The organism is Belliella aquatica (assembly GCF_014637795.1).
GTDB lineage: Bacteria > Bacteroidota > Bacteroidia > Cytophagales > Cyclobacteriaceae > Belliella > Belliella aquatica.
The window spans coordinates 1-23,622 of sequence record NZ_BMFD01000003.1 but is presented as its reverse complement, the minus strand read 5'-3'; the positions used below and the strand labels follow the sequence as shown (position 1 = coordinate 23,622).

20 protein-coding genes and 1 rRNA gene are annotated in these 23,622 nt (G+C 37.9%); 4 read left to right on the top strand and 17 right to left on the bottom strand.

Features of this window, described 5'->3' with window-relative positions; translation table 11 throughout:
- Together istA and istB are read left to right on the top strand one after the other, a co-directional pair.
- Window positions 1–1,236 (top strand): IS21 family transposase (istA, locus tag IEV57_RS04925; protein ID WP_188440255.1); only part of this gene is annotated, 1,236 nt, incomplete at its 5' end.
- A gap of 15 nt (window positions 1,237–1,251) precedes the next feature.
- Complete coding sequence (gene istB, locus IEV57_RS04920) at window positions 1,252–1,995, top strand: IS21-like element helper ATPase IstB (protein WP_188440253.1); 744 nt, start codon at window positions 1,252–1,254, stop codon at window positions 1,993–1,995.
- Window positions 1,996–2,768: 773 nt separating this feature from the next.
- On the opposite strand, the gene IEV57_RS04915 is transcribed toward istB, so the two are convergent.
- The 11 genes from IEV57_RS04915 to IEV57_RS04865 form a co-directional block, all read right to left on the bottom strand.
- On the bottom strand, window positions 2,769–3,119 hold the full coding sequence (locus IEV57_RS04915; RefSeq protein WP_188440251.1) for a Spx/MgsR family RNA polymerase-binding regulatory protein: 351 nt from the start codon (window positions 3,117–3,119) through the stop codon (window positions 2,769–2,771).
- A gap of 191 nt (window positions 3,120–3,310) precedes the next feature.
- Window positions 3,311–4,606, bottom strand: a complete 1,296-nt coding sequence (gene hemL, locus IEV57_RS04910) for a glutamate-1-semialdehyde 2,1-aminomutase (protein ID WP_188440249.1) — start codon at window positions 4,604–4,606, stop codon at window positions 3,311–3,313.
- Window positions 4,607–4,616: 10 nt separating this feature from the next.
- Window positions 4,617–6,290, bottom strand: coding sequence for an ABC transporter substrate-binding protein (locus IEV57_RS04905; protein ID WP_188440248.1), 1,674 nt, complete (start codon window positions 6,288–6,290; stop codon window positions 4,617–4,619).
- A 317-nt stretch (window positions 6,291–6,607) separates the two neighbouring features.
- On the bottom strand, window positions 6,608–8,137 hold the full coding sequence (gene guaA, locus IEV57_RS04900; protein WP_188440246.1) for a glutamine-hydrolyzing GMP synthase: 1,530 nt from the start codon (window positions 8,135–8,137) through the stop codon (window positions 6,608–6,610).
- A gap of 76 nt (window positions 8,138–8,213) precedes the next feature.
- Entirely contained in the window at window positions 8,214–9,221 is a 1,008-nt protein-coding gene (locus IEV57_RS04895; RefSeq protein ID WP_188440244.1) for a ligase-associated DNA damage response exonuclease, read from the bottom strand.
- A gap of 189 nt (window positions 9,222–9,410) precedes the next feature.
- Entirely contained in the window at window positions 9,411–10,043 is a 633-nt protein-coding gene (locus IEV57_RS04890) for a flavin reductase family protein (RefSeq protein WP_188440242.1), read from the bottom strand.
- Entirely contained in the window at window positions 10,040–10,483 is a 444-nt protein-coding gene (locus IEV57_RS04885) for a hypothetical protein (RefSeq protein WP_188440240.1), read from the bottom strand. Before IEV57_RS04885 ends, IEV57_RS04890 begins: the two co-directional genes overlap by 4 nt.
- A gap of 25 nt (window positions 10,484–10,508) precedes the next feature.
- Entirely contained in the window at window positions 10,509–10,772 is a 264-nt protein-coding gene (locus tag IEV57_RS04880; protein ID WP_188440238.1) for a hypothetical protein, read from the bottom strand.
- Between the two features lie 79 nt (window positions 10,773–10,851).
- Complete coding sequence (locus tag IEV57_RS04875) at window positions 10,852–11,538, bottom strand: SDR family NAD(P)-dependent oxidoreductase (RefSeq protein WP_188440236.1); 687 nt, start codon at window positions 11,536–11,538, stop codon at window positions 10,852–10,854.
- 115 nt (window positions 11,539–11,653) lie between these two features.
- Entirely contained in the window at window positions 11,654–12,349 is a 696-nt protein-coding gene (gene folE / locus IEV57_RS04870) for a GTP cyclohydrolase I FolE (RefSeq protein WP_188440234.1), read from the bottom strand.
- Complete coding sequence (locus tag IEV57_RS04865; protein ID WP_188440232.1) at window positions 12,309–12,719, bottom strand: 6-pyruvoyl trahydropterin synthase family protein; 411 nt, start codon at window positions 12,717–12,719, stop codon at window positions 12,309–12,311. The genes folE and IEV57_RS04865 overlap by 41 nt, the downstream gene beginning before the upstream one ends.
- Window positions 12,720–13,230: 511 nt before the next feature.
- Between IEV57_RS04865 and IEV57_RS04860 the strand changes: the two genes are divergently transcribed.
- On the top strand, window positions 13,231–13,938 hold the full coding sequence (locus tag IEV57_RS04860) for a murein L,D-transpeptidase catalytic domain family protein (RefSeq protein WP_188440230.1): 708 nt from the start codon (window positions 13,231–13,233) through the stop codon (window positions 13,936–13,938).
- Here the strand turns inward: IEV57_RS04860 and IEV57_RS04855 are convergent.
- The 4 genes from IEV57_RS04855 to IEV57_RS04840 form a co-directional block, all read right to left on the bottom strand.
- Window positions 13,927–15,624: a L,D-transpeptidase family protein gene (locus tag IEV57_RS04855; RefSeq protein WP_188440228.1), complete on the bottom strand. Its 1,698-nt coding sequence runs from the start codon at window positions 15,622–15,624 to the stop codon at window positions 13,927–13,929. The two genes, IEV57_RS04860 and IEV57_RS04855, sit on opposite strands and share 12 nt — an antisense overlap.
- Before the next feature lie 66 nt (window positions 15,625–15,690).
- Entirely contained in the window at window positions 15,691–16,539 is an 849-nt protein-coding gene (gene kdsA, locus IEV57_RS04850) for a 3-deoxy-8-phosphooctulonate synthase (protein WP_188440226.1), read from the bottom strand.
- Window positions 16,532–17,092 carry a KdsC family phosphatase gene (locus tag IEV57_RS04845; RefSeq protein ID WP_188440224.1) on the bottom strand — a complete coding sequence of 187 codons (561 nt, stop codon included), beginning with the start codon at window positions 17,090–17,092 and terminating at the stop codon, window positions 16,532–16,534. The genes kdsA and IEV57_RS04845 overlap by 8 nt, the downstream gene beginning before the upstream one ends.
- Before the next feature lie 4 nt (window positions 17,093–17,096).
- Window positions 17,097–18,638 carry a bifunctional GNAT family N-acetyltransferase/carbon-nitrogen hydrolase family protein gene (locus tag IEV57_RS04840; RefSeq protein ID WP_188440222.1) on the bottom strand — a complete coding sequence of 514 codons (1,542 nt, stop codon included), beginning with the start codon at window positions 18,636–18,638 and terminating at the stop codon, window positions 17,097–17,099.
- Window positions 18,639–19,026: 388 nt separating this feature from the next.
- Here IEV57_RS04840 and IEV57_RS04835 point away from each other — a divergent pair, with 388 nt between their 5' ends.
- On the top strand, window positions 19,027–20,211 hold the full coding sequence (locus tag IEV57_RS04835; RefSeq protein ID WP_188440220.1) for a hypothetical protein: 1,185 nt from the start codon (window positions 19,027–19,029) through the stop codon (window positions 20,209–20,211).
- Between the two features lie 47 nt (window positions 20,212–20,258).
- Here IEV57_RS04835 and katG read toward each other — a convergent pair whose 3' ends face one another.
- Together katG and rrf are read right to left on the bottom strand one after the other, a co-directional pair.
- Complete coding sequence (gene katG, locus IEV57_RS04830) at window positions 20,259–22,517, bottom strand: catalase/peroxidase HPI (protein ID WP_188440218.1); 2,259 nt, start codon at window positions 22,515–22,517, stop codon at window positions 20,259–20,261.
- Window positions 22,518–23,276: 759 nt separating this feature from the next.
- Window positions 23,277–23,388, bottom strand: a 5S ribosomal RNA gene (gene rrf, locus IEV57_RS04825).
- Between the last annotated feature and the right edge of the window lie 234 nt (window positions 23,389–23,622).

The following is a 23,622-nucleotide window of genomic DNA, read 5'->3' as shown; positions in this document are numbered from 1 at the left end:
TACCGACAGAAGCATCCTGACGGTTTTCAGGCCAGCCAGTTCCGCAAACATATTCGGCAATACGTGGGTAAGCAGGGACTAACGATGCATTTTGAGCACCTAGCCGGAGATAAAGTATTCATCGACTATGCGGGCAAAAAGCTCTATGTCACTGATCCCGATACAGGGGAGCATTTTCCTGTAGAGGTCTTTGTGGCTACGTTGGGCTGTACTCAATACACTTATGTGGAAGCCACATACACCCAGCAGAAACCCGACTTCATCGGAAGCTGCACAAGGATGCTGGAGTTCTTCGGCGGGGTTCCAAGGGTGATCGTGCCTGACAACCTCCGGTCTGCAGTTACCAAAGGTAGCAAATACTCTCCTATCCTGAACGAGACCTTTGAAACCTTTGCTGAGCATTACAACACCACTATCATTCCGGCAAGACCGCGTCAGCCAAGAGAAAAGTCTCTAGTAGAAGGAGCTGTTAGATTGGTATATCAGAGGATTTATATGGAGCTACAAGGTAAAGTTTTCTTATCTCTTGAAAGCCTCAATGAGGCACTCTTTACTTTGTTAGCTAACTACAATGACTATGCGCTAAGAGGTGAGGAAAGTCGCAGGGAACAGTTTGAGACACTTGAGCGGAACAGTCTGCTGGCACTTCCCGAACTTCCATATCAGCTGATGAGTGTCAAAGTGTGCACTGTAATGAAAAACACCCACATCTGTCTTGGAGAGGATAAACACTACTACAGTGTCCCCCACCAGTATATGGGAAAGAAAGTCAAAGTCCTTTTCAATGATGACCGGGTAGAGATCTTTTACAAGTATCATCCTATAGCCAAACACAAACGCGATAAAAGGAAGCATAAGTACACGACACTAAGGGATCATCTGGCCGGAAACCAGAAGTATGTATCCGATTGGAGTTATGAATTCTTTGTAAGTGAAGGCAATAAGATCAGCAAGGAGGTAGGGAAATTCCTATCCAGCCTGATGGAATCTATTCCCCACCCGGAGCAAGGTTATAGATCCTGCTCCGGGATCCTTCATCTTGCCCGCAAAGTGGGTTCACAGCGGATCACCGGAGCCTGCAAAAGAGCGTCAGAGTATGGTGTTTACACCTATCCTATGATTGAACAGATACTTTCCAAAAATTTAGACGCAATCAGTTTTTCCGATGAACAGCTGGATGAGTCTTCCCAGATGCCCAAACATCACAACATCCGTGGCAACAGATACTTCAGTTAACAAACACCAATTCCAATGATACAAGAAACAATTGAAAAAATGAGAAAAATGAAGCTTTACGGCATGTCACGAAGCTTCAGTCATGCCACAGAATCCGGCTCTCTGTCATCCCTTACACCGGATGAACTGATTAGTCTGCTCGTGGAAAACGAATGGGATGACCGTCAAAACCGCAGGATGGATCGAAGCCTTCGTGGTGCACGTTTCCGATACAAAGCCACTATCGAGGAACTGGATTTTCGTCCCGGGCGTGAACTGGACAAAAATCAACTATTGAGACTCGCAGACGGAGCATACATCCACAAAGGAGAAAACATTCTGATGACAGGAAGTACAGGCACAGGTAAGAGTTATCTTGCCTGTGCCTTGGGCAATCAGGCTTGTAGCAAGGGACACAAAGTCCTTTATGCGAATACAACCAAGTTGCTTACCCAACTGAAAATGGCTAAGGCTGATGGATCTTCTATCAAAGAGATGCTCAAACTCGAAAAACTTGATGTGTTGATACTCGATGACTTTGGGATACAACCCCTGGATGTTCAGAGCAGAATGTTGCTGATGGAGATTATAGAGGACCGACATGGTAAAAAGTCCACCATCATCACTTCGCAGTTACCGGTCAGTGCATGGTATGAAATAATCGGAGATCAAACTCTTGCAGATGCTATTTTGGACAGAATTGTGCACGATGCTCACCGGATAGAACTAAAGGGAGAATCCCTGAGAAGAAAACGTAATATTAATCCCGAAAAACAATAACTTTAACGCGATGTAAGTCCACTACTCCTGACCAAAAAATTACTTAACTCCGGGGGGTCACTTTGCAGCGCTGATAGGGGGTCACTTTGACCGCTGTATGCATTAAACAAGATAAACTTTTCATTATTCACCCTAAAAAATATTGAAGGTATAGATGCAGTCTACATAAAGACGCACAAACAAGATCAGTGATAACCCGCAATATCTGTGTCATCTACATGCCAATAGAACGCTGATTGAACAGATTGAACTGATGGTCACTGATTAAACAAGATAAACCTTTCATTATTCATCCTAAAAAATATTGAAGGTGTATATGCAATCCACACCTAGCCGCACAAACAAGATCAGTGATAACCAGCAATATCTGTGTCATCTACATGCCAATAGAACGCCGATTGAACAGATTGAACTGATGGTCACTGACTAAAAAAAGACAAATACTTTTCATAATTCATCTTAAAAAATATTGAAGGTGTAGATTAAATCTACACCTAGCCGCACAAACAAGATCAACATAATTGAAGATTTTAATAAACAGACAGAGATCAATTCCTATCCGTTTATTTTTTTTTATTTATATTTAATTAATACTTTTAGAATATTCTAAACGGTTAGAATTACATTGTTTACTTGTTGAAAATAAGGAAATTGCAATTTTTATTATTATTCGAATTTTAAGTAGTTGATGCTATCCAATCATAGGATCCCCCTGAAAAAGAATTTAATTAAAGTTAAAATAAAAAGAGAGGCTTATCGCCTCCCCTAATATTTTACATCTTTCCCTTTATCTCCTCTGGCTCGAAGCCCAATACCAATTCACCATTCGGAAACTCGACAATTGGTCTTTTGATCATGGAGCTCTTTTCTGCTAATACCGCCAAAGCTGAGTTTTCAGATCCCAACTTTTCCTTGTCTGCATCTTCCAATTTTCTATAAGTTGTTCCGCGTTTATTAATCAAGGCCTCAAAACCCACTTTATCTGCGAACTTCACCAATAAAGCTGCACTTGGAGCTTGCTTTTTGTAGTCTACGAACTCGTATTCAATGCCCTCTGATTCCAAAAAATCGAAGGTCTTTTTCATCGTGTTACAATTTTTGATTCCGTATATTCTGAGTTGCATGATCTTGTAGTTAAAGGTTAGTTGGTTAATTAAGTTAATAGTTGAATAGGTTAATTAGGTTAGAGGTTAAGCGTTATAATCGTTAAACTTTAATTAGGCAAATGGGTAACTAGGTTAAATTGGTTAAACCAGTATAATTAAGGATAACTGAATCTTAAATCTTGTATCTCACTTCTTATGTCTCGTCTTTATCAAAAACTCAATATCTCCTTTAAAGAGACTTCATTGGCTTCTACGATCTGGGAGATGTAATCGTCAGTCAGCGCTGTGGAGAGGAATAAACTTTCGAATTGTGATGGTGCTAAATACACTCCTCTATGGAGCATGGCTTGGAAGTATTTTCCAAACAGCGCTGTATCTGCCTGTTTTGCTGAGGCAAAATCAAAGATCTCTTCGTCAGTGAAGAATAAACTGTACATACTTCCTAAGTGATTGATGGTATAATTCAATCCTAACTTATCTAAGGATTTTCTAAAACCAGAGACAATCTTATCCCCAACAGCATTTAGCGTGGTATACACTTCGGGATGTGAATTGAGGTGATTGAGCATCGTAAGACCCGCTGCCATGGCTATTGGATTCCCTGAGAGCGTTCCTGCTTGGTAAACCGGTCCTGCAGGTGATACAAACTCCATGATTTCTTTTTTTCCTCCATAAGCACCTACAGGCATTCCTCCACCGATAATTTTACCTAGGGTAGTCATGTCTGGCGTTACACCAAAGAGTTCTTGAGCCCCACCTTTTGCCAAGCGGAAGCCTGTCATCACTTCATCAAAAATCAATATGATTCCTTCTCTGTCACAGATTTTTCTCAAACCTTCTAAGTAACCCGGTTTCGGTGTTACCAATCCCATGTTGCCCGGAACAGGCTCTAAAATCAAGGCAGCAATTTCATTTTTATTCACTTTCACCAATTCCTCAATTGCTTCCAAATCATTGTATGGAGCAATTAATGTATCTTTAGCTGTTCCTTTCGTTACCCCTGGTGAATCGGGATTGCCCATGGTCATGGCACCTGAACCTGCAGCAATCAAGAAGGAGTCTCCATGTCCATGGTAGTGTCCTTCCATTTTGATGAACTTATCCTTACCGGTGAATCCTCTTGCCACTCTGATGGCAGACATGGTTGCTTCCGTTCCGGAGTTGACCATTCTGACCTTCTCAACAGACGGGACCATCTTGGTGATCAATTCAGCAATTTCCACTTCCCTCGCTGTTGGCGCTCCGAAAGACGTCCCATTTTCCATCGCTTTGATGACAGCTTCTTTGATCATGGGGTGATTGTGACCAAGGATCATTGGTCCCCAGCTGTTGATCAGCTCTAGGTAGCTATTGCCATCCGCGTCAAAGATATGGGCGCCATCTGCTCTTTCGATAAAAATAGGATTCCCTCCTACTGCTCTGAATGCCCTAACCGGTGAATTCACACCTCCTGGAATATAATTTTGAGCCTTTTCAAATAAGGCTTTACTTTTATTAATCTGCATTGAAATTATTTTATTTCTCTTCTAAAATCCCATTTTCCAATTTCAGAATGGGTACAAATTTATTGTTTCGGCTATTTCTAAAATCCAAGCCGTAGGAAATTCTTCCTTCGCTTCTTCCGATTTCATTCAAATTTTTTCTGAAATCAAATCCTTTTGAGCTGTTGATTGTGGTTGTTACCCAATTCATCAATTCATATCCCAAATGTGCGTTGAGGGATGGATAGATCTGATTTTCTTCAAAAAAAGCTTCTCTGAACTCTTCTACTTGAGAACTTGCAAAGCGTATGGTATTGTTTGAAATAAAGTGGAAATTTTGGTTTTGGAGCATTTCAAAATTCGCAAAATTGAAAAACAGCCAAGTGTCCATCACCATTACAGGCGTGTTTCCAGATATAGATTCCAAGAGTCCAAAGGTTGGTGAGGCTACATTTGGATCATCACTTAGGATAATGATGATATCTGCTTTTGCGGTAGCATTTCCACTTCTTAGATTCAGGTCAGTAAAAAAGGTTCTGATATTTCTATCTGTAATTTCTTGATTAGCGACAATCTGAAAGCCATATTTTGTGGCATCTGAAACCATTTTCTTTGCAAGTTGCTCGTCCCTAGTCGAATTAGAATAGCCTATAGCAATTCTTTTCCCTTGGATAAATTTTCTGGAATATTCAAATACACCTTCAGAAATCGAAGAAATCGAAGGACGGAATAAATACGCGAATTCGTAGGCATCCAGTTTATCATCCACATTAGAAAGAGGATTGATAAATGGAATTTGATTTTTTTGAGCAAATTTTGCTACAACGTCGGTTTCTTCAGGGTAAAGCGGCCCGATAATTAGGTCTACTTGATCAAAAAACGGATCTGCAAAAATGCTGTTAATTTTAGAAGGATTTCTTTCTGTATCAAATGTCTTTACATTCAATTGGACGCCTTCTTTAACTGCTCCTTTTATTGCAAAATCAATCCCTTGGTATAAGTCAAAAATAAAATTCCCCGCACCAATATTACTCACTCCCTTTCCTCCTGTATAATTGAAAGGCAAGACGATTGCCACATCCAAAACACCGTTATTCTTAACTCTTAGCGTACGTTCATGCGTATTATCTAGAGGATCTAGTTTGACATCTTTGATCTGATTGTAAACCGACCTGTCATTTGATGACATGACTGTTTGACTTTCCAATTGTGTTTTCAGTGCAAATAAAAAACCTCGATTACTTTCGTACTTTTTGATATTACCAACCATATAACTTAAAGAAGCTTCTTTAAGATATTTAAAAGAGGCATTATCGGCTTCGGTTATGATCGCAGGATCAGTGATTTGTAAGATAGTATTCAAAGCTTCTGAATTGTTCCCTTCTTCAAAGTGGATCAAGGCCATCAGGTAATTTGCATCATCTATTCTCTTCCATGCCTTTTTTTCTAAAAGGGGCATCAAGGTAGCTTTTGACAAGGCATATTGACTATTCAGAAAAGCCGCATGTGCAAAGTGATAAGTTGCGTAGTTTGATAATTCACCAAATTGCGTTTCATCCAAATAGGGGCGCAACAAGTCCATGGCTTCTTTGTAATTGCCATAACCTATTAGGGTTTTTGCTCTATTGTAGCTAGCAAGTTGATCTTGGGCGTAAGATTCTACAAAAAATAAAGAGACAAATAGAAACAAAAGAAAGGTACTTTTCATGTGTTTATAATTTAATTTTATGGTTATCCGCCATGATATCAGTGTGCATATTATTCACGAAAATTGTCAACTACGCCAAGGCGCACAGGTGTCCACGGTCAACAGTCCACAGCAGTCCAAATATAGTATTTACATTATTCGCAGTGGCTACCAGCGATAATTGTCCATAGTCCACGGTCAACAGTCCACAGCAGCCCAAATATCGTTCCTGTAATATTGGCTACGAATTTAATCCATTTTACGGTCATAGAAAAGAAAAAAGCCAAAGCAGATGCTTTGGCTTAAATGTTTACAATTCATTTAGGAAAAAATATATTCTATTCCCACTCAATAGTTGCAGGTGGTTTGGATGAAATATCGTAAACTACTCTATTCACTCCTTTGACTCTATTGATGATTTCGTTAGACATTTTACCAAGAAATTCATAAGGCAGGTGAATCCAGTCTGCTGTCATGCCATCTACAGAACCTACCGCTCTCAGGGCAACCACTTTTTCATAGGTTCTCTCGTCACCCATAACGCCGACAGATTGGATTGGTAAAAGGATCGCTCCAGCTTGCCAAACTTGATCATAGAGTCCGTGGTCTTTGAGGCCTTGGATAAAGATATAATCTACTTCTTGGAGCGTTTTTACTTTTTCAGCTGTTATGTCTCCTAAAATTCTGATAGCAAGTCCTGGTCCCGGGAATGGATGTCTTCCAACGATCGTTTCAGGAATTTCCAAAGCTCTTCCCACTTCTCTCACTTCATCTTTGAAGAGGGTATTCAATGGCTCAACAACAGACAATTTCATGAAATCAGGAAGACCGCCTACATTGTGGTGGGATTTGATGGTTGCAGAAGGACCTTTGACAGAAATAGATTCGATCACATCAGGATAAATTGTCCCTTGACCCAACCATTTGACTCCATCAATCTTGTTTGCTTCCAAGTCAAAAACTTCGATAAAAGCATTTCCAATTGCTTTTCTTTTTAATTCAGGATCAGACACACCTGCTAAAGCATCATAAAAACGCTGCTTTGCATCTACGCCGATCACGTTTAGCCCCATGTCTTTGTAAGAATGAAGTACTTCCTCGAATTCGTTTTTTCTCAAAAGTCCATTATCAACAAACACACAATAGAGATTGGCTCCAATAGCTCTGTGAATCAACGTTGCCGCTACAGAAGAATCTACTCCTCCAGATAGTCCCATGACTACCTTATCATCTCCTAACTTATTTCTAAGCTCTTCTACTGTTGCATCGATAAACACATCAGAGGTCCAATCTTGGGAGCATCCACAAATCTGAACTACAAAATTTCTAAGGAGATTTTTTCCTTCTAAGGAATGTGTCACTTCTGGGTGAAATTGAATCCCATAAGTTTCTTCATTTTGAATCTTAAAGGCTGCCACACGAACAGAAGAAGTACTTGCTATTACATCGAATCCATCAGGCAATTCCTTGATGGTATCCCCATGTGACATCCATACAGTCGATCCATGACTCATTTCTTTGAGCAAATCATAGTGGGTGTCAATATGATTTAAATTGGCTCTACCGTACTCTCTGATTTCAGAAGGAAGTACTTCACCTCCATATTTTTGAGCAAGGAGTTGGGAACCATAGCAAACACCCAAAAGAGGGAGTTTACCTCTAAAAACATCTAAATCTAAATCTGGTGAACCTTCGTCTCTAACTGAGCAAGGACTTCCAGAAAGAATCACCCCTTTGATGTCTGAGGTGATTTCAGGGATATTATTGTAAGGATGAATTTCACAATATACATTGAGTTCTCTTACTCTTCGGGCGATGAGTTGTGTGTACTGAGAACCAAAATCAAGGATCAAAATCTGTTCTGCCATGCGCAAAGGTAATCAGCACTTGACAATTGGTGAAATTAAATGCTAAAATTTTCGGAAGAATGTTTGGCTACTCAAATCAATCTTCGTTGAAACTTGCATTATCTCCTTCAAAAAGCGTCTCCAAAGCCACGGCCTCCACACCCAATTCCTCTTCCAAATATCTTTCAAAAACAGCCGTGATTCCATGTGTGAGGTAAACTTTCTCTGCTTCTGTTGCTTGAATCGCTTGAATTAACCCTGGCCAATCTGCATGATCGGACAAGACAAATCCAGTATCCACTGCTCTTCTCCTTCTTGCCCCACGAATGGTCATCCAACCTGAACAAACACCTGTGCGGTATGGAGAAAACTTTTTCATCCACGGTGTTCCCATGGCAGAAGGCGGTGCCATAATCAAGGATCCTTTGAATCTACTTTTTGGAATCTCTTGTGTGACTTTGGGAATATCTCTCACTTTCACCCCATTTGCGATTAAGGCTTGATTGACATTCCATATGGCTCCATGGGCGAAAACTTCACCAATGGACAGGTCTAAATTATTGATAACCCGTTGTGCTTTGCCCAAGGAATAGGCAAAAAGCACTGAATTTCTGCCCTGTTCGGCATTTGCTTTCCACCAAGCATTGATTTTTTCTATGATCACCGCTTGTGGCTCCCAAGTGTAAACAGGCATGCCAAAGGTACATTCAGATACAAATTCATGACATTTGACTGGTTCAAATGCCGCTGCAAGCCCATCATCTTCGACCTTGTAATCTCCTGAGACTACGACGATTTTGCCATTGTATTCTAGCCTCACTTGCGCTGAGCCGGGGATGTGTCCTGCGGGATGGAGCGAAATCTGGACTCCATTGATGTGAATTGGTTCTCCATATTCCAGCGTCTCTAAATTGATATCCTGTCCCAACCTCAGCCGCATTACTTGTTCCGAATGATAGTGTGCCAGGTAATGCTTCATCCCCCATCGGGAGTGGTCAGCATGGGCATGGGTAATCACTGCCTTATCGACAGGCTTCCATGGATCAATAAATACATCAGCTTGGGGACAATAAAGTCCTGAAGCAGTCAATTCCAGTAAAGACATATCCAAATAACGTCACTGGTTAGTCAATGTTTACACCGTAGAAATAAAATTAGTAGACTTAAATCAAACTAATAAAAATTTATAATCAAAAAATACGTGATTAAAATAAGCTTAAAAGTGATGAAATGGGGGATTATAGGGATCAAAAATGTAGCTTCTGTCAGAAAAAGAAAACGCCTAATACAATCTTTAAATCAAAACCTCCAAATCCTTTCCCGGCTTAGGATAGCTCAATTTAGCCAATCTCTTTCCTACATAATATTCATCCAAACCCGATACCGTCACAGTTCCCAAGGCATCCAAATCCAATGATCCATCAGCTCTAAGACCTTCAGCATCTACATGAACTTCTTCGATGGAAGCGATGATAAATACCGTTCCATTTACCTGTAAGGTTTGTTTTTCGACAAGCTTACAAGCCAATTGAACTCTACTCCCCTCTACAAACGGAGAGAAAAAATCATTTTTATAAGCTACTTTTAACCCGGTTGCTGCAAACTCAGACTCTTTATAGCTCGCTGCTGTCTGATGTGCTTGTTGATAAAAAGATTCATGCACATGATTGAGTGTGAAACACTCGGTTTCTAGGATATTTTCTAGGGTATGTCTTTCTACAGTATGTGGGCGAAACAAAATTCCAACCAATGGAGGACTTGCTCCGATGTGAAATACTTGAGAAAAAGGTGCTAAGTTGGTTTGTCCTGCATGACTTTTCGACCCGATAAGGTTCAAGCTTTTGTAGCCTGCAAGTGCATTGACAAAATCCCTTCTAAAGGCTGAATCAGCTTCTAGAAGGGATTGTTTATTGAAAGATTTCATCATACTATAATTGCCTCTTCGATGGAGTCACAGTAGCTAATATCGAGTAATTCTATAATATTGTCAGGGTTGTTTCTCATGATTTGTTCCTTGGCTATCATAACCATTTTTTCAAACCATTTTTCAGCTGGTAATATTTTTCTATGTTTTTGTAAACCATACTCAAGCATTTCATTTTTCCAATGTAAGAAATACCATTCCATACTTGGTTGGTGGAAAGCTCTCAAAGCCCTTTTATCAAAAATAAACTTTGTAAAACCACCTTGCTTGACGATTTCAGAGATTCTCAAAAAGATACTCTTAAAGTTATCTATCGGCACGTAATCTGAAAGGAGTTCACAGATAACTATTCCTTTTTCCTGACTGGCAAAAACTCTAGCATCTCTTTCCTCAAAAATTAATTTAAAATTATTGGTTTCAATGATGTTGACAGTTGCGTTCATTGTATATGAAGGTTAGGTTGGATGATTAGTGAAAAGACTTTTTTTTCATCGTCGGGGTGTTAGCTACTTCGACCTTAAAAGTGTCTAAGTTCTCCTCTAAACGAATTGCGTATTCCAAAGTTGTTTTCATCAACTCTTGTTGCGCAGATATTTGCTCTTTTAATCTATCTAACTCGATGTTCATCTCAGATAGCTTCGCCTCGTATTCCTTTTGAAGCCTCTCTTTCTCAAGTCTAGCCTTCTTCAATTCTTCCTTGAAAATCAAAAATGATTCCGGTGGAGTTTTCATAATCATTGTACTTGTTACTCAGGGAACATACCCTAAATTATTACATATTAAAAGCTTGTTTTGTTTAAACAAAACGGATTTAAATTCCTTTAACGGAAGACATTCCCCCATCAAGGTGTAAAACCTGACCAGTCATCCATGATGCATCTTCGGAAAGCAAATATACAGTGGCTGCAGCAATATCTTGTGGTTGACCGTATCTTCCTAGAGGATGTCTTTTATTTGACGCTTCTTTTTTATCGTCATTTCCTAAAAGTTGATTTGCTAGTGGAGTATCTGTCAAAGATGGCGCCACGCAATTTACTCTTATTTTGTTTGGAGCCCACTCGGCCGCCAATGATCTGGTAAGTCCCTCTACAGCCCCTTTTGCGCTAGCGATAGAAGAATGGAAACCTAAACCAACTCCGACCGCAACTGTGCTATACAATACAACAGATGCTGAATCGGATTTTTTCATACCTTTGAGACAAGCTTGCAACACCTTCACTGCCCCAAGCAAATTTATTTCAAAATCATCTTTAAAATCTTCAACTGAAAATCTATGAAAAGGCTTTAAATTGATTGAGCCTGGGCAGTAAACTACTCCATCGATAACATCAGGCAATCCTTGGATTTCTTTGAATTCGGTCGTAACGTCCAACTGGAAATCACCTTCCGCAGATCTAGAATAAGAAAAGATATTCGCTCCTTGCTTTTCCAACTTCGAAACTACATCAGCTCCTATCCCTGAGTTCCCACCAATCACCACTATATTTTTATCTTTCATTTTCTTTTCTTTACTTAATTAATCAATTCTAGATGAAATTGTTTATTGAAGCAATACATAAAAAATGACCAAAACTATCGTTTTGGCCAGATTTGTTGGTTCAATTTTCTATATATTATAGAGAAATATATTTCATGAATTCATTTCTTGAATTTTCTTCTCTTTCGAATTTTCCGCTGTAAAAAGAAGTGACTGTAGAACTATTTACATCCTTAATCCCTCTTGATGAAACACACATATGGTGTGCATCGATCACAACAGCAATGTCATCAGTACCTAAAATCTCTCTTAGTTCGTTTCCAATTTGCATCGTCAGTCTCTCTTGTACCTGTGGTCTTTTAGCAAAATATTGTACTATTCTGTTAATTTTGGAAAGACCTATTACTGTCCCATTTGAAATGTAAGCTACATGCGCTTTTCCATATATAGGCACGAAATGGTGCTCACAGTTTGAGAAAAAGGTAATGTCCTTTTCCACCAACATTTCATTGTACTTGTATTTATTTTCGAATAATTTAGCGTCGGGCTTATTTTTCGGGTCAAGACCACTAAAAATTTCTTGAATATACATTTTAGCAACTCTTCTAGGAGTGCCTTTCAAACTGTCATCAGTTAGGTCCAAGCCTAGAACATGCATAATCTCTTTAAAATGCTTTTCGATTAACTCAATCTTGAGTTCATCATCCATTTCAAAAGCATCTTCCCTAAGTGGTGTTTCAAATGATGTTCCTACGTGTTCATCACCGATTTCGTCAATATCCCTGCTAATATTAATTCCCATCGTATTCAACAAAGTTTCTTTCTGTTTCATATAGTCGAATAGTTAATTCGTATTTATTATCAATTTCTTTTCTTAAAATATTCCAAATAACCACAGCAATGTTCTCCGCAGTTGGGTTAAGGTTTTTAAATTCATCTGTATCTAAATTTAAATTTTTATGATCGAATTTATTTAATACATTTTTCTTAATTAGGTCGCTCAAGACCTTCATGTCATAAACGTAACCTGTTTCTGGATCTACAGGTCCTAACAATTTAACTGTCAGGTCATAATTATGTCCATGATAGTTTTTATTATTACACTTTCCAAAAACTGCCTCGTTTTTTTCTTCTGACCACGATGGGTTATGTAATCTGTGTGCACAATTGAAGTGCTCTTTTCTGTATACTGCTATTTTCATTATTGGATAAACATGAGATTTTTAATTTTTGTTTAATATTTACTACAATACTTTAAACAAAATTTTTAAAACATTGACATACAGCTGAATAAAATCGTTTTACAATGTTAGCGTTGTATTTGTAAATATAATTTGGTGTTTCACAAACACGACATCAAACATTCATTTGGTAATAAACAGTTCCATACTGGTTTTTCATGCCATTATCAAGTATGATAGGTTGAAAAAAATTTAATTAACAGTGTAGAACAAATGATAAACTTGACCCTCTAATTTTTCCAACAAGTATATCCGCTAATCTACCAGTAGCCAAACAGAATGTTGTGTTTTAAAGCAATTGATGAAATGATAAATATCAATTGATACCCTTTCTGCTTCCTAAATAATCATCATCCTCAAAATTATTTGCAACATAATTACATACAAGTATCATTACAGATCATCCTACTCTCAATATGCTGACTATGAATTTGATGGAACTTTATTAAATTGAATTGCATTACCTTGACATATGAAAAAAATCGTCCTTTCTATCATATTTATTTTATCAGCTGTTTTTACGAACTTAATTTCTGCTGATGGTAAAATAAAAAATAAACATCTCAGTGCAAATATTTCAATAGATGCTAAATACATCAACGAAAATCCTTCAAATGGAGAATATGACTTGCCTTCTTTAGCTATTTTGAATTACGCACTATCAGGATATCAAAAACTGATCAATCAAAAAGATCTTTCAGAGAGTAAACCATTAACTGTAATAGACTTTTCACTTCCTTCTACACAAAAGAGGCTTTGGATCATTGAAATGAACTCGGGTAAAATAATTCATCACGGCTTTGTCTCCCACGGAAGAAATTCAGGGGATTTAAACGCGGAAAGATTCTCAAACACAAACTCCTCTTACATGAGTAGTCTTGGTTTTTACCTTACAGGAGAAACATACCAAGGAAAGCATGGATATTCCCTACGACTTGATGGATTAGAAGCGGGATTTAATGATAAAGCGAGGGAAAGAGCAATTGTGATTCATGGAGCCGCGTACGCAGAAGAGGAATTCATTCATCAAACTGGCCGTCTTGGTAGAAGCCTAGGATGCCCTGCACTACCACAAGAAGAAACAGCATTGGTAATTGATTTGATCAAAGAGCAAGCTGTACTTTTTATCTACGGAAATGACCCAAATTACCTTACAAGGTCAAACATTCTAAACTCTTGATTTTTCTCTCGGTCCTTCGGTAAGTACTTTAAGGATTTCATTATCTCTATTATAAATATCCTGCCTAAAGAATTCTTGGCCGGTGGTATCTGTCCAATACGTCAAATAGAAAATGACCACGGGAATTTTTCTATCCAAATTCACTACACGCTCTCTTTTGAGCCCCATCGATTCTCTTATCTTTTCGTCGGTCCACTGCTTATCATGAGCTAAGAGTAATTTCGCAAGTTCTGTAGGTTTCTGAATTCTAATACAACCATGGCTTAAAGCCCTGTCTTCCCTAGCAAACAAGCTCCTGCTAGGTGTGTCATGAATATACACACTATATTTATTTGGGAACATAAACTTCACCAATCCCAAGGAATTTTGCTCTCCGGGTTCTTGCCTGATCATGTAAGGGAAATTTCTTGCATTCACTTTCTGCCAATCAATAGTAGAAGGATCTACTACTGCTCCTGAGTTGGTGATGACATTCATGTTCTTGCTTGCAAGGTAATTTGGATTTCTCCTGATTGAAGGGATAATTTCATTTCTCGTGATAGAATTGGGGACTGTCCAAGTTGGGCTAAAAACCAAGTATGACATCTCTGCACTGAACTGAGGGGTAGAATGATAACTTTTGCCCACAATAACTTTTGAACTTAAAATTGTATCTCTTTTTAAGATGAAATCCAATTGATAATTCGCAGTATTCACCAAGATTAATTCTTGATCTTTAATATTTGCTGGAAGCCATCTTAATCTCTCCATATTTACTTTTGCAGTAGCGATGAGATCTTCAGGTGATTGATTGAGTGCATGAATCGTCCCCTGACCAATTACACCATCCATTTCTAAGCCATGTCTCTTTTGCAATAGTTTGATGCCCTGTTCCAACAAACTATCGTAAACTTTCTCCTCTGCAGGAAAATATTGGGCTACAAAATTCCAAAACTGAAGTCGCGATCTTATTTCATCCATTTGATTGTGCGAATCTCCTAATTTGAGGGATTTATCGATTTTGAGCTTTTTCCACTTCCCTATATATTTTTTATCAAACCTGTCATGATGCTCATACATAAATCGCAATCCGTCCCTCATCCTTTTATAAATGGTAAATGAAGGATAAAGCTCCTCGAAACTTTTTCTAATATTTTGATTTGCAATTGCCTCTACAAGCCTCCTATCAATCATCAGTTCAGGCGCTGATCTTTGAATATTCCATTCAGATTTAAGGTTATCAGGATTGACTTTTCCCAAATATAAATGAGAGGAAATTATGATATAAGCATCCGTCAAGAGAATATCCAATGCAGCAAAATCAGCTAATTGAAAATCATTATTTGAATCTTTCGACCTTTCATATTTTTCAAAAAGTGAATTGATCGCATTCAAATGATAATCTGTTGGATTCAGACCATCAAATTTGATTTGCTGAATTTCATAGCGCATTTCATAAGCTATTTCTGGAAGCACGACACCATTAGACCAAGTAGGACTAAAAAAGCGATCACTGTAGAATCTCTTGATAACTACAGAACTGAATAACTCTTGATCATTTACCTTACCACTATTTTCTGGGCTATCCATTTCTATTAGGCTTCTGATAAATCCAGCTATCAGGTCTTGAGGATTTTGAGAAAAAGATTGATGGGGTAAAAAAACAACTACAAATAGCACTAAGGATGAAATATACAGCTTCTTCATATCTTTAAAAGTCCAAAAAAAAAGGGAGTTCAACAAGTTGAATCCCCTTTTTTAATTCAGTTATAATTATTTAACCTCAAAATCTTGGTATTTCCTTCCAAGCTCCCAAGACTCTTTTAGCATCTCAAGAAAGCCTTCCATTTTATGAAGAGGGATCAAATTAGGCCCATCACTCAATGCCTTCTCAGGTTCGGGATGCGTTTCAATAAAAAACCCATCAATTCCCGTGGCTGCTGCAGCCCTTGCCAAAAAAGGAGCAAATTCACGTTGCCCACCACTAGTCCCACCTTGTCCTCCCGGCTGCTGAACACTATGTGTAATATCAAATACTACTGGAGCAAATTGGCGCATAATGGGCAGTCCACGCATATCTACCACAAGATTGTGATATCCCAAAGAAAATCCTCTTTCTGTCAAACAAACATTTTCGTTACCAGTCGATCTGACTTTAGTCACTGCATACTGCATATCTTCAGGCGCCATAAATTGGCCTCTTTTGATTTTTACTGCCTTGCCTGTATTCCCTGCAGCCAATAACAAATCTGTTTGACGACAAAGAAATGCAGGGATCTGAAGCACATCCACAACTTCTGCAACCTCAGCTGCTTGGTAACTTTCATGTATATCAGTCACCAAAGGAACATTCAACTGCTTTCCTACTCTTTGTAAAACTTCCAAGGATTTATCCATTCCGATACTTCTAAATGATCCTGAGGAAGTTCTATTTGCTTTGTCAAAAGAAGCTTTGAATACATAAGAAAAACCAAATTTATCAGCCAGTTCTTTCACTTTTGAGCCTATTTCTATGCAGATGTCAAAGCTTTCCACTGCACAAGGACCTGCAAAAAGCACGGGCTTATCTGCTCCCAAAATCACATTTTCAGTGATTTTCATTACCTGAGTATTTCTATTCATGATTGTGATTTACTAGTTTTTCAATAATCCCATCTAATAATCCTTTTGCTATCAACACAATATCTCCAACTTCTCTAAAAACACCTTGTCCGCCATTCAGAGATGACACCAAGTCAACTTTGTCTTGAATATAAGGCAATGCATCCGCAGGACAAACTGACAACCCCACTTGCGTCAAAATAGGTAAATCAATTAAGTCATCACCCAGATACGCAACCTCGGACAATTCTATTTCCAAGGTTTCCAAAATCTCTTTCAGCTTCTTTCCCTTGTCTTTGATTCCATGATAATGGAAATCAAAATTCAGCTCTTCACATCGATCTTCCACCACTTTTGACTTTCTCCCAGTGATGGCACCAACCAGGATTCCATTTCTTCTTAAATGACTTACGATCAAGCCATCCTTGACGTTAAAACGCTTATACTCCAACTGATTGTCATCATATATAATCCCTCCATCTGTAAGTACACCATCTACATCAGTGATGATCAATCGGATTTCTTTTGCTTTATTTTTAATTTCCTCAGTCATTCCTGAGAGGTAGTTTTGCATAATCTTATTTCTTTTTCTTCCAATGAATAGAATATAAATCCAGCCTTCTTTGATCAAGGTTTCTTACACTACCTGCTTTTCTTTGTTTGGTAAGAAGATCCAAATCTACATCGGCTACGATGGTTGTTTCTGCATTTTCAGATGCTTGGGCTACCGTCGCATCATGCGGGAATGAAAAATCAGAGGGTGAATAAATCGCAGCTTGTGAATACTGAATATCCATATTCTCCACACGTGGAAGATTACCTACAGATCCCGTGATGGCAACATAACATTCATTTTCCACAGCACGTGCTTTTGCACAAGTATTGACACGCAAGAAGGCATTTTTAGTATCCGTCCAGTAAGGAACAAACAAAATATCCATTTCCTGCTCTGCAAGGATTCTACCCAATTCCGGGAATTCTACGTCATAACAAATCAGGATCCCGATTTTCCCTGCGTCTGTATCAAATACTTTGATTCCATTCCCACCTTGCAAGCCCCAATAAGATTGTTCGTCCGGCGTGATATGAAGCTTATATTGTTTGTCTACAGTACCATCTCTTCTACAAAGGTAACTGACGTTTCGGAGCTTTTTGCCATCATATTCAGGCATACTACCTGCTATGATATTCACGTTGTAAGAAAGAGCCAGATCTCTCATTCTTGTAACAATTTCATCTGTATAATCAGCAAGATTTCTTATTGCCTCCGAAGCATCCATGTCATTGAAAGCTGCCAGAAGAGGTGCATTGAAGAATTCAGGAAATAAACAGAAATCTGATTTATAACCAGAAATGGTATCCACAAAAAACTCTACTTGCTGCATTAAATCATCTACGTCATTGAAGCGACGCATTTTCCATTGTACTAAGCCAAGTCTTACAATAGATTTTTTATTCCCAATAAGCTTTTCATCCTTTTCATAGTAGATATTGATCCATTCCAAAAGTGTCGCATAAGCTCTAGAATCAGTGTCTTCAGGAAGATATTTGGTAATTACCTTTCTAACGTGAAATTCATTTGCTAACTGAAAAGATAATACGGGATCAAAAATCTCCTTGCTTTTTACCAAGTCAATGTATTTCCTTGGTGTCATTTGATCGTAATATTTGATGTAGCCCGGTATTCTACCTCCTGCAATGATCGATCTGAGATTTAGGTTTTCACAAAGCTCTTTTCTAGCATCATAAAGCCTTCTCCCCAGACGCATCCCTCTATACTCTTTATCTACAAAGACATCAGTTCCGTAAAGTGTATCACCATCCTGATCATGTGTGTCAAATTTCCCGAATCCTGTGATTTGATCATAGGTATGGTTATCGCCAAATTTAGTGTAATCCACAATCAGACTGAGTGCTGCTGCTACAACTTTACCATTATCTTCTATACAAATCTGCCCTTCAGGAAATACTTTAAGTTGGTTTTTCAACTCTTGCCTTGTCCACGCGCCTCCCGGTTCTTTATAAATGCTGACCATGATTTCTCTAACATCATCATAATCAGATAATTTTATGTTTCTTAATTTTAAGCGGTGTTCTAACTCTTCTTTTTGCTTAGTCATGTTACAAAATTAATTAATTTTTAGTCAAATGTTTGAAAAGAAAGTGATTCTAAATACAAATCAGCAATTAATCGACAATAGGTTGGAAATTGTTAATCATTGAATTGAGGAATATTGAACTTTGTCAGCAAAGAAATAAAAAACTTATTTGGCTTGACTCCCAGATTCTTTAATATTAGATCTGCCACGGCGGACAAGTAACTATTTATTATTGTTTAGAAATATTCATTAATTCTTAGAATTAGTGCTATTAGCAAAGAAGCGTACAATCATATGTAATAAAATCAATTCCTTTGAAGACTAGTTCCCTATTCCCTATCAAGAATTCACTTGCTTATTATACTTTTTTAACTAATTTTATTTTCTCACAATCAATTTATACCCTGTTATGAATAAATATAGTTTTAAAAATATTTTAGCAGCTGGAATTCTTATTGGAGGAGTAATTTTTCAAAGTGGATGTAGTAAAGAAAAAGATCAAGAACAAGTAAATATTGATGCCACGTCATTTGAGTTCGATATTATTGATTCTGTGATGATTGATTATTTGGGTTCCGTGAGCTGGTCTGATATCAGTAAAGATGGAAAGCATATCCTAGCTTACAACAACCAAAATATGGATGTCTTATTATTTTCAACTGATGGTGAAGTAGTTGGTACATTCAACAAATCAGGTGACCAACCCGATGCCATTGGGGGTTCTCCTCTTTCAAGACCACAATTTGTGAAAAAAAATGAGTGGGCAATAACAGGCAAAAATGGCGTCTTTGCTTTTGATTTTAATGGAGATTTAACCAGAACGGCAAAACCAGGTTTTCCAGTTACCCTTTCCCTTACGATCTCTAATGCAAATATTCTGCATTTTCTGGATGAAGACCGCGCTTTAGTACACTTCTTAGGTAGAGATGGAAAAGGTACATTTTATGTAAATCCTGAGGCTAAACAATTAGAAAAAATCAGTTTGAAAGATGGGAATTTTGTAGAAGTGATGCCGCTTCCAGAAAATTCTAAATATAAAAATTCCGAGAAAATCCACAATGTATTGACCGTTACACCAGCCATTGATATTCATGATGGAAAATTATATGTTGCTTTCAAGAATGAACCGAAGCTTTGGATTTATGATCTCAATAAACTTGATCAACCTGAGAAACAAATTAATATCCAATTTGACAAATTCATCGAAAAAGAAGGTATTGCGCCCGATGCCGTGGATAATGACAATGTTGGGATAAATGTCAAAGACTTTACCTTTGGGAGTATTGATAAATTATTTGTTTATGAAGACATGATAATCATCCAATATTCAAAAGGAATTACAGACGCGGAATACAAGGAAGTAAGTGAGAATGTAGATAATCCAATGGATATCTTTTCAAAAATTTTCGAGAAAAACAAATGGCATTTTGCAATTCTGAATTCAGAAGGGCAGATAAAACCTATTACACTTCCTGAGCGTGTTGGTAATATCGAGTTTATAGATCAGGAAGGTAATTTATGGCTAAGCTATGATAGAGAAGAAGAATTGGATTATGAGTTGATTTTTAAAGCAAAATTAAAAGCAATTCAATAAAAAAAGCCAGCCCAAATGAGCTGGCTTTTTTATGTTTTCAATTTTGATTACTTCTTATAAACTAAATCAAATCTATCAAGATTCATTACCTTATCCCAAGCAGCCACAAAGTCTTTTACAAATTTTTCTTTGTAATCATCTTGAGCATAAACTTCAGCTAAAGCTCTCAGTTCTGAATTAGATCCAAAGATCAAATCCGCTCTAGTTGCTGTGTATTTCAGTTCTCCTGTTTTTCGATCTCTTCCTTCAAAAATCTCTTTAGTTTCATCAGCAGCTTTCCATTCTGTGCTCATGTCTAAAAGATTTACGAAGAAATCATTGGTTAAAACGTCTTTCTTTTCAGTGAAAATACCATGTTTCGATCCATCATAGTTTGCATGAAGAGAACGCATACCACCTACCAATACAGTCATTTCAGGAGCCGTCAAAGTCAATAGTTGTGCTTTGTCCACCAATAATTCTTCTGTTGCAATCGTGTATTGTGTCTTCAAATAGTTTCTGAATCCATCAGCCATTGGCTCCAACAAAGCAAAAGACTCTTCATCAGTTTGTTCTTCGAGCGCATCCATTCTACCTGGTGTAAATGGAACATCAATTTTATATCCTGCATTCGAAGCTGCCTTTTCTACTCCAGCAGTACCAGCTAGGACGATCAGATCAGCTAATGATATTTTTTTAGCCCCTGCTTTTGCATTGAATTCAGATTGGATTTTCTCCAAAGTACCCAACACTTTATTCAGCTGTGCAGGATTGTTGACTTCCCAATTTTTCATTGGCTCAAATCTGATTCTTGCACCATTGGCACCACCTCTTCTGTCAGAACCTCTGTAAGTAGAAGCTGAAGCCCAAGCGGTATTTACTAATTCAGAAATTGATAGTCCGCTATCCAAAATTTGTTTTTTTAGATTAGCTATATCACCAGCGTTAACCAAAGGATGGTTTACTGCAGGAATTGGATCTTGCCAAATCAAATCCTCTTTTGGTGCTTCAGGACCTAAATAGGTTGTGTTTGGCCCCATATCTCTATGTGTCAATTTAAACCAAGCTCTTGCGAATGCTTCATTGAAAGCATCTTGATCTTCTAAAAATCTTCTAGAGATTTTTTCATATTCAGGATCATATCTCAAAGAAAGGTCCGTCGTAAGCATGTAGGGAGGCTGTTTTTTATCAGCATCAAATGCATCAGGAATAATATTTCCAGCATCAGTAGCAACCCACTGATGTGCTCCAGCTGGACTTTTTGTCAATTCCCATTCATATTTGAATAAAAAAGTCAAATAATCGTGACTCCATTGTGCAGGAGTTGATGTCCAAGTCACTTCCAATCCTGAAGTGATAGCATCAGCACCCTTTCCAGATTTGTAGGAACTCTTCCATCCAAATCCTTGATCTTCGATAGGAGCTCCTTCTGGTTCCACACCTACATTTTCAGCTGGGCCAGCTCCGTGAGTTTTACCCAAAGTGTGTCCACCAGCGATAAGCGCTACAGTTTCTTCATCATTCATCCCCATTCTACCAAAAGTCTCTCTAATGTCATGGGCAGCCAAGATCGGGTCAGGATTACCATTCGGTCCTTCAGGGTTAACATAAATTAAACCCATTTGCACTGCTGCAAGAGGATTTTCCAATTTACGCCCTTCGCTATAACGCTCATCATCTAACCACTTAGTCTCCTTTCCCCAATAAACATCTAGTTCTGGTTCATAGACATCTTCTCTACCTCCAGCAAAACCAAATGTTTCAAAACCCATTGATTCCAATGCGACATTTCCAGTTAGAACCATCAGATCAGCCCAAGAAATTTTATTGCCATACTTCTGCTTGATTGGCCAAAGTAATCTTCTTGCTTTATCTAAATTACCGTTATCTGGCCAACTATTGAGTGGCGCAAATCTTTGTTGCCCTGAACGTGAGCCACCTCTGCCATCACCAGATCGATAGGTACCTGCACTATGCCAAGCCATTCGAATAAATAATCCACCATAGTGACCAAAATCCGCTGGCCACCAATCCTGAGAATCGGTCATCAATGCACGAAGATCCGTTTTCAAAGCTTCATAGTCCAAGCTATTGAATTCTTTTATGTAGCTGAAATCATTTCCTTGAGGAGTTGATAGTTCTGAATTCTGTCTTAAAATACCTAGATTTAACTGATTAGGCCACCAATCCACATTACCAGTAACCTTTGCTGCACTAGGACTTTTCTTTGTTGCCCCAGACCAACCATCAACAGGTGTTTTTTCTTGTGCCACTGCAGTCAAGACAGAGCTTGCCAACAGTACAAATACTAGAATTACTTTTTTCATATACTTATATGTTTTTATTATGTTGTCAATTATTAAAAGACAAAAATACATCCTTAAGTTTTCTATTAGAAATCGTTATTTTCTATTGAGAATTGAAAAAACAAATGATATATAGATTATGAGGGAGTTACCTTCAAATGATTTGATTTAAAGAAAAGTTATCAGGTATAAAAAGCAATTTCCTAAGAAAATTAAGTAATAATTTCAAATCATTTAATTGAATTATTGGTGAATTGGGGAAGGAATTAAAACAGTTAAAAGGTTAGTGTGGCTTTTGGGATTATAAAGGCAGGTGCATTGAATTCAACTCCAAACTATCAAAATAAATCAACCTAATCTATATTCTAAAAAAAAAGTTAATTAATGAACTTTTGCTTGATCTGTTTCAAGACTTAGTCTCGGTCCGAAACAAATACCACTTTTGACTGCTTTTGACAATTTGTTTTTTATAATCACAAGGATAATGCTGATCGATTAGGTTTTTATGTGTCTTTTAAATCCGCACCCTCCCATCAAATCCATGTCTTCTGTTTTAACATAGGAAAGGAAAAAAGGTTAAGCGTTCATTGGGTGATTGGGTGATTAGTTTAAAAGGTTTTAAGCGTTAAAGCATCATTCGCAGAGAAGCCAAGTCTTGTATCTTGTATTTTTTATCTCACATCTCTTGTCTCCTATCTCTTGTCTCAAGTCTTTTATGTATTATTTTCAAAGGTATTAAACGCAAAAAGACCCTTTGGAATGAACCAAAGGGTCTGAATAATGTGGCGGCGACCTACTCTCCCGGGTGTAACCCCAGTACCATCGGCGCTGCAGGGCTTAACTTCTCTGTTCGGGATGGGAAGAGGTGGGACCCCTGCGCTAGGCCGCCTAAATCTTTCTGTTTTCTTCATATGGATATTCCAATAAATTCAACAGGCTCTCTCTCGAGATTAATGTTTTTAAGTTCTTATCAAGTATCGAGTTTCAAACATCAAGTCTTGTATCTTGTGTCTTACCTCTTGTATCTTAATTCATAACAAGTGTGCAGAAAATTGAGTGTGTAGACCATTGGTAAGTTTTCGGGCAATTAGTACAGCTCAGCTATGTCATTTCTGACTTTACACCT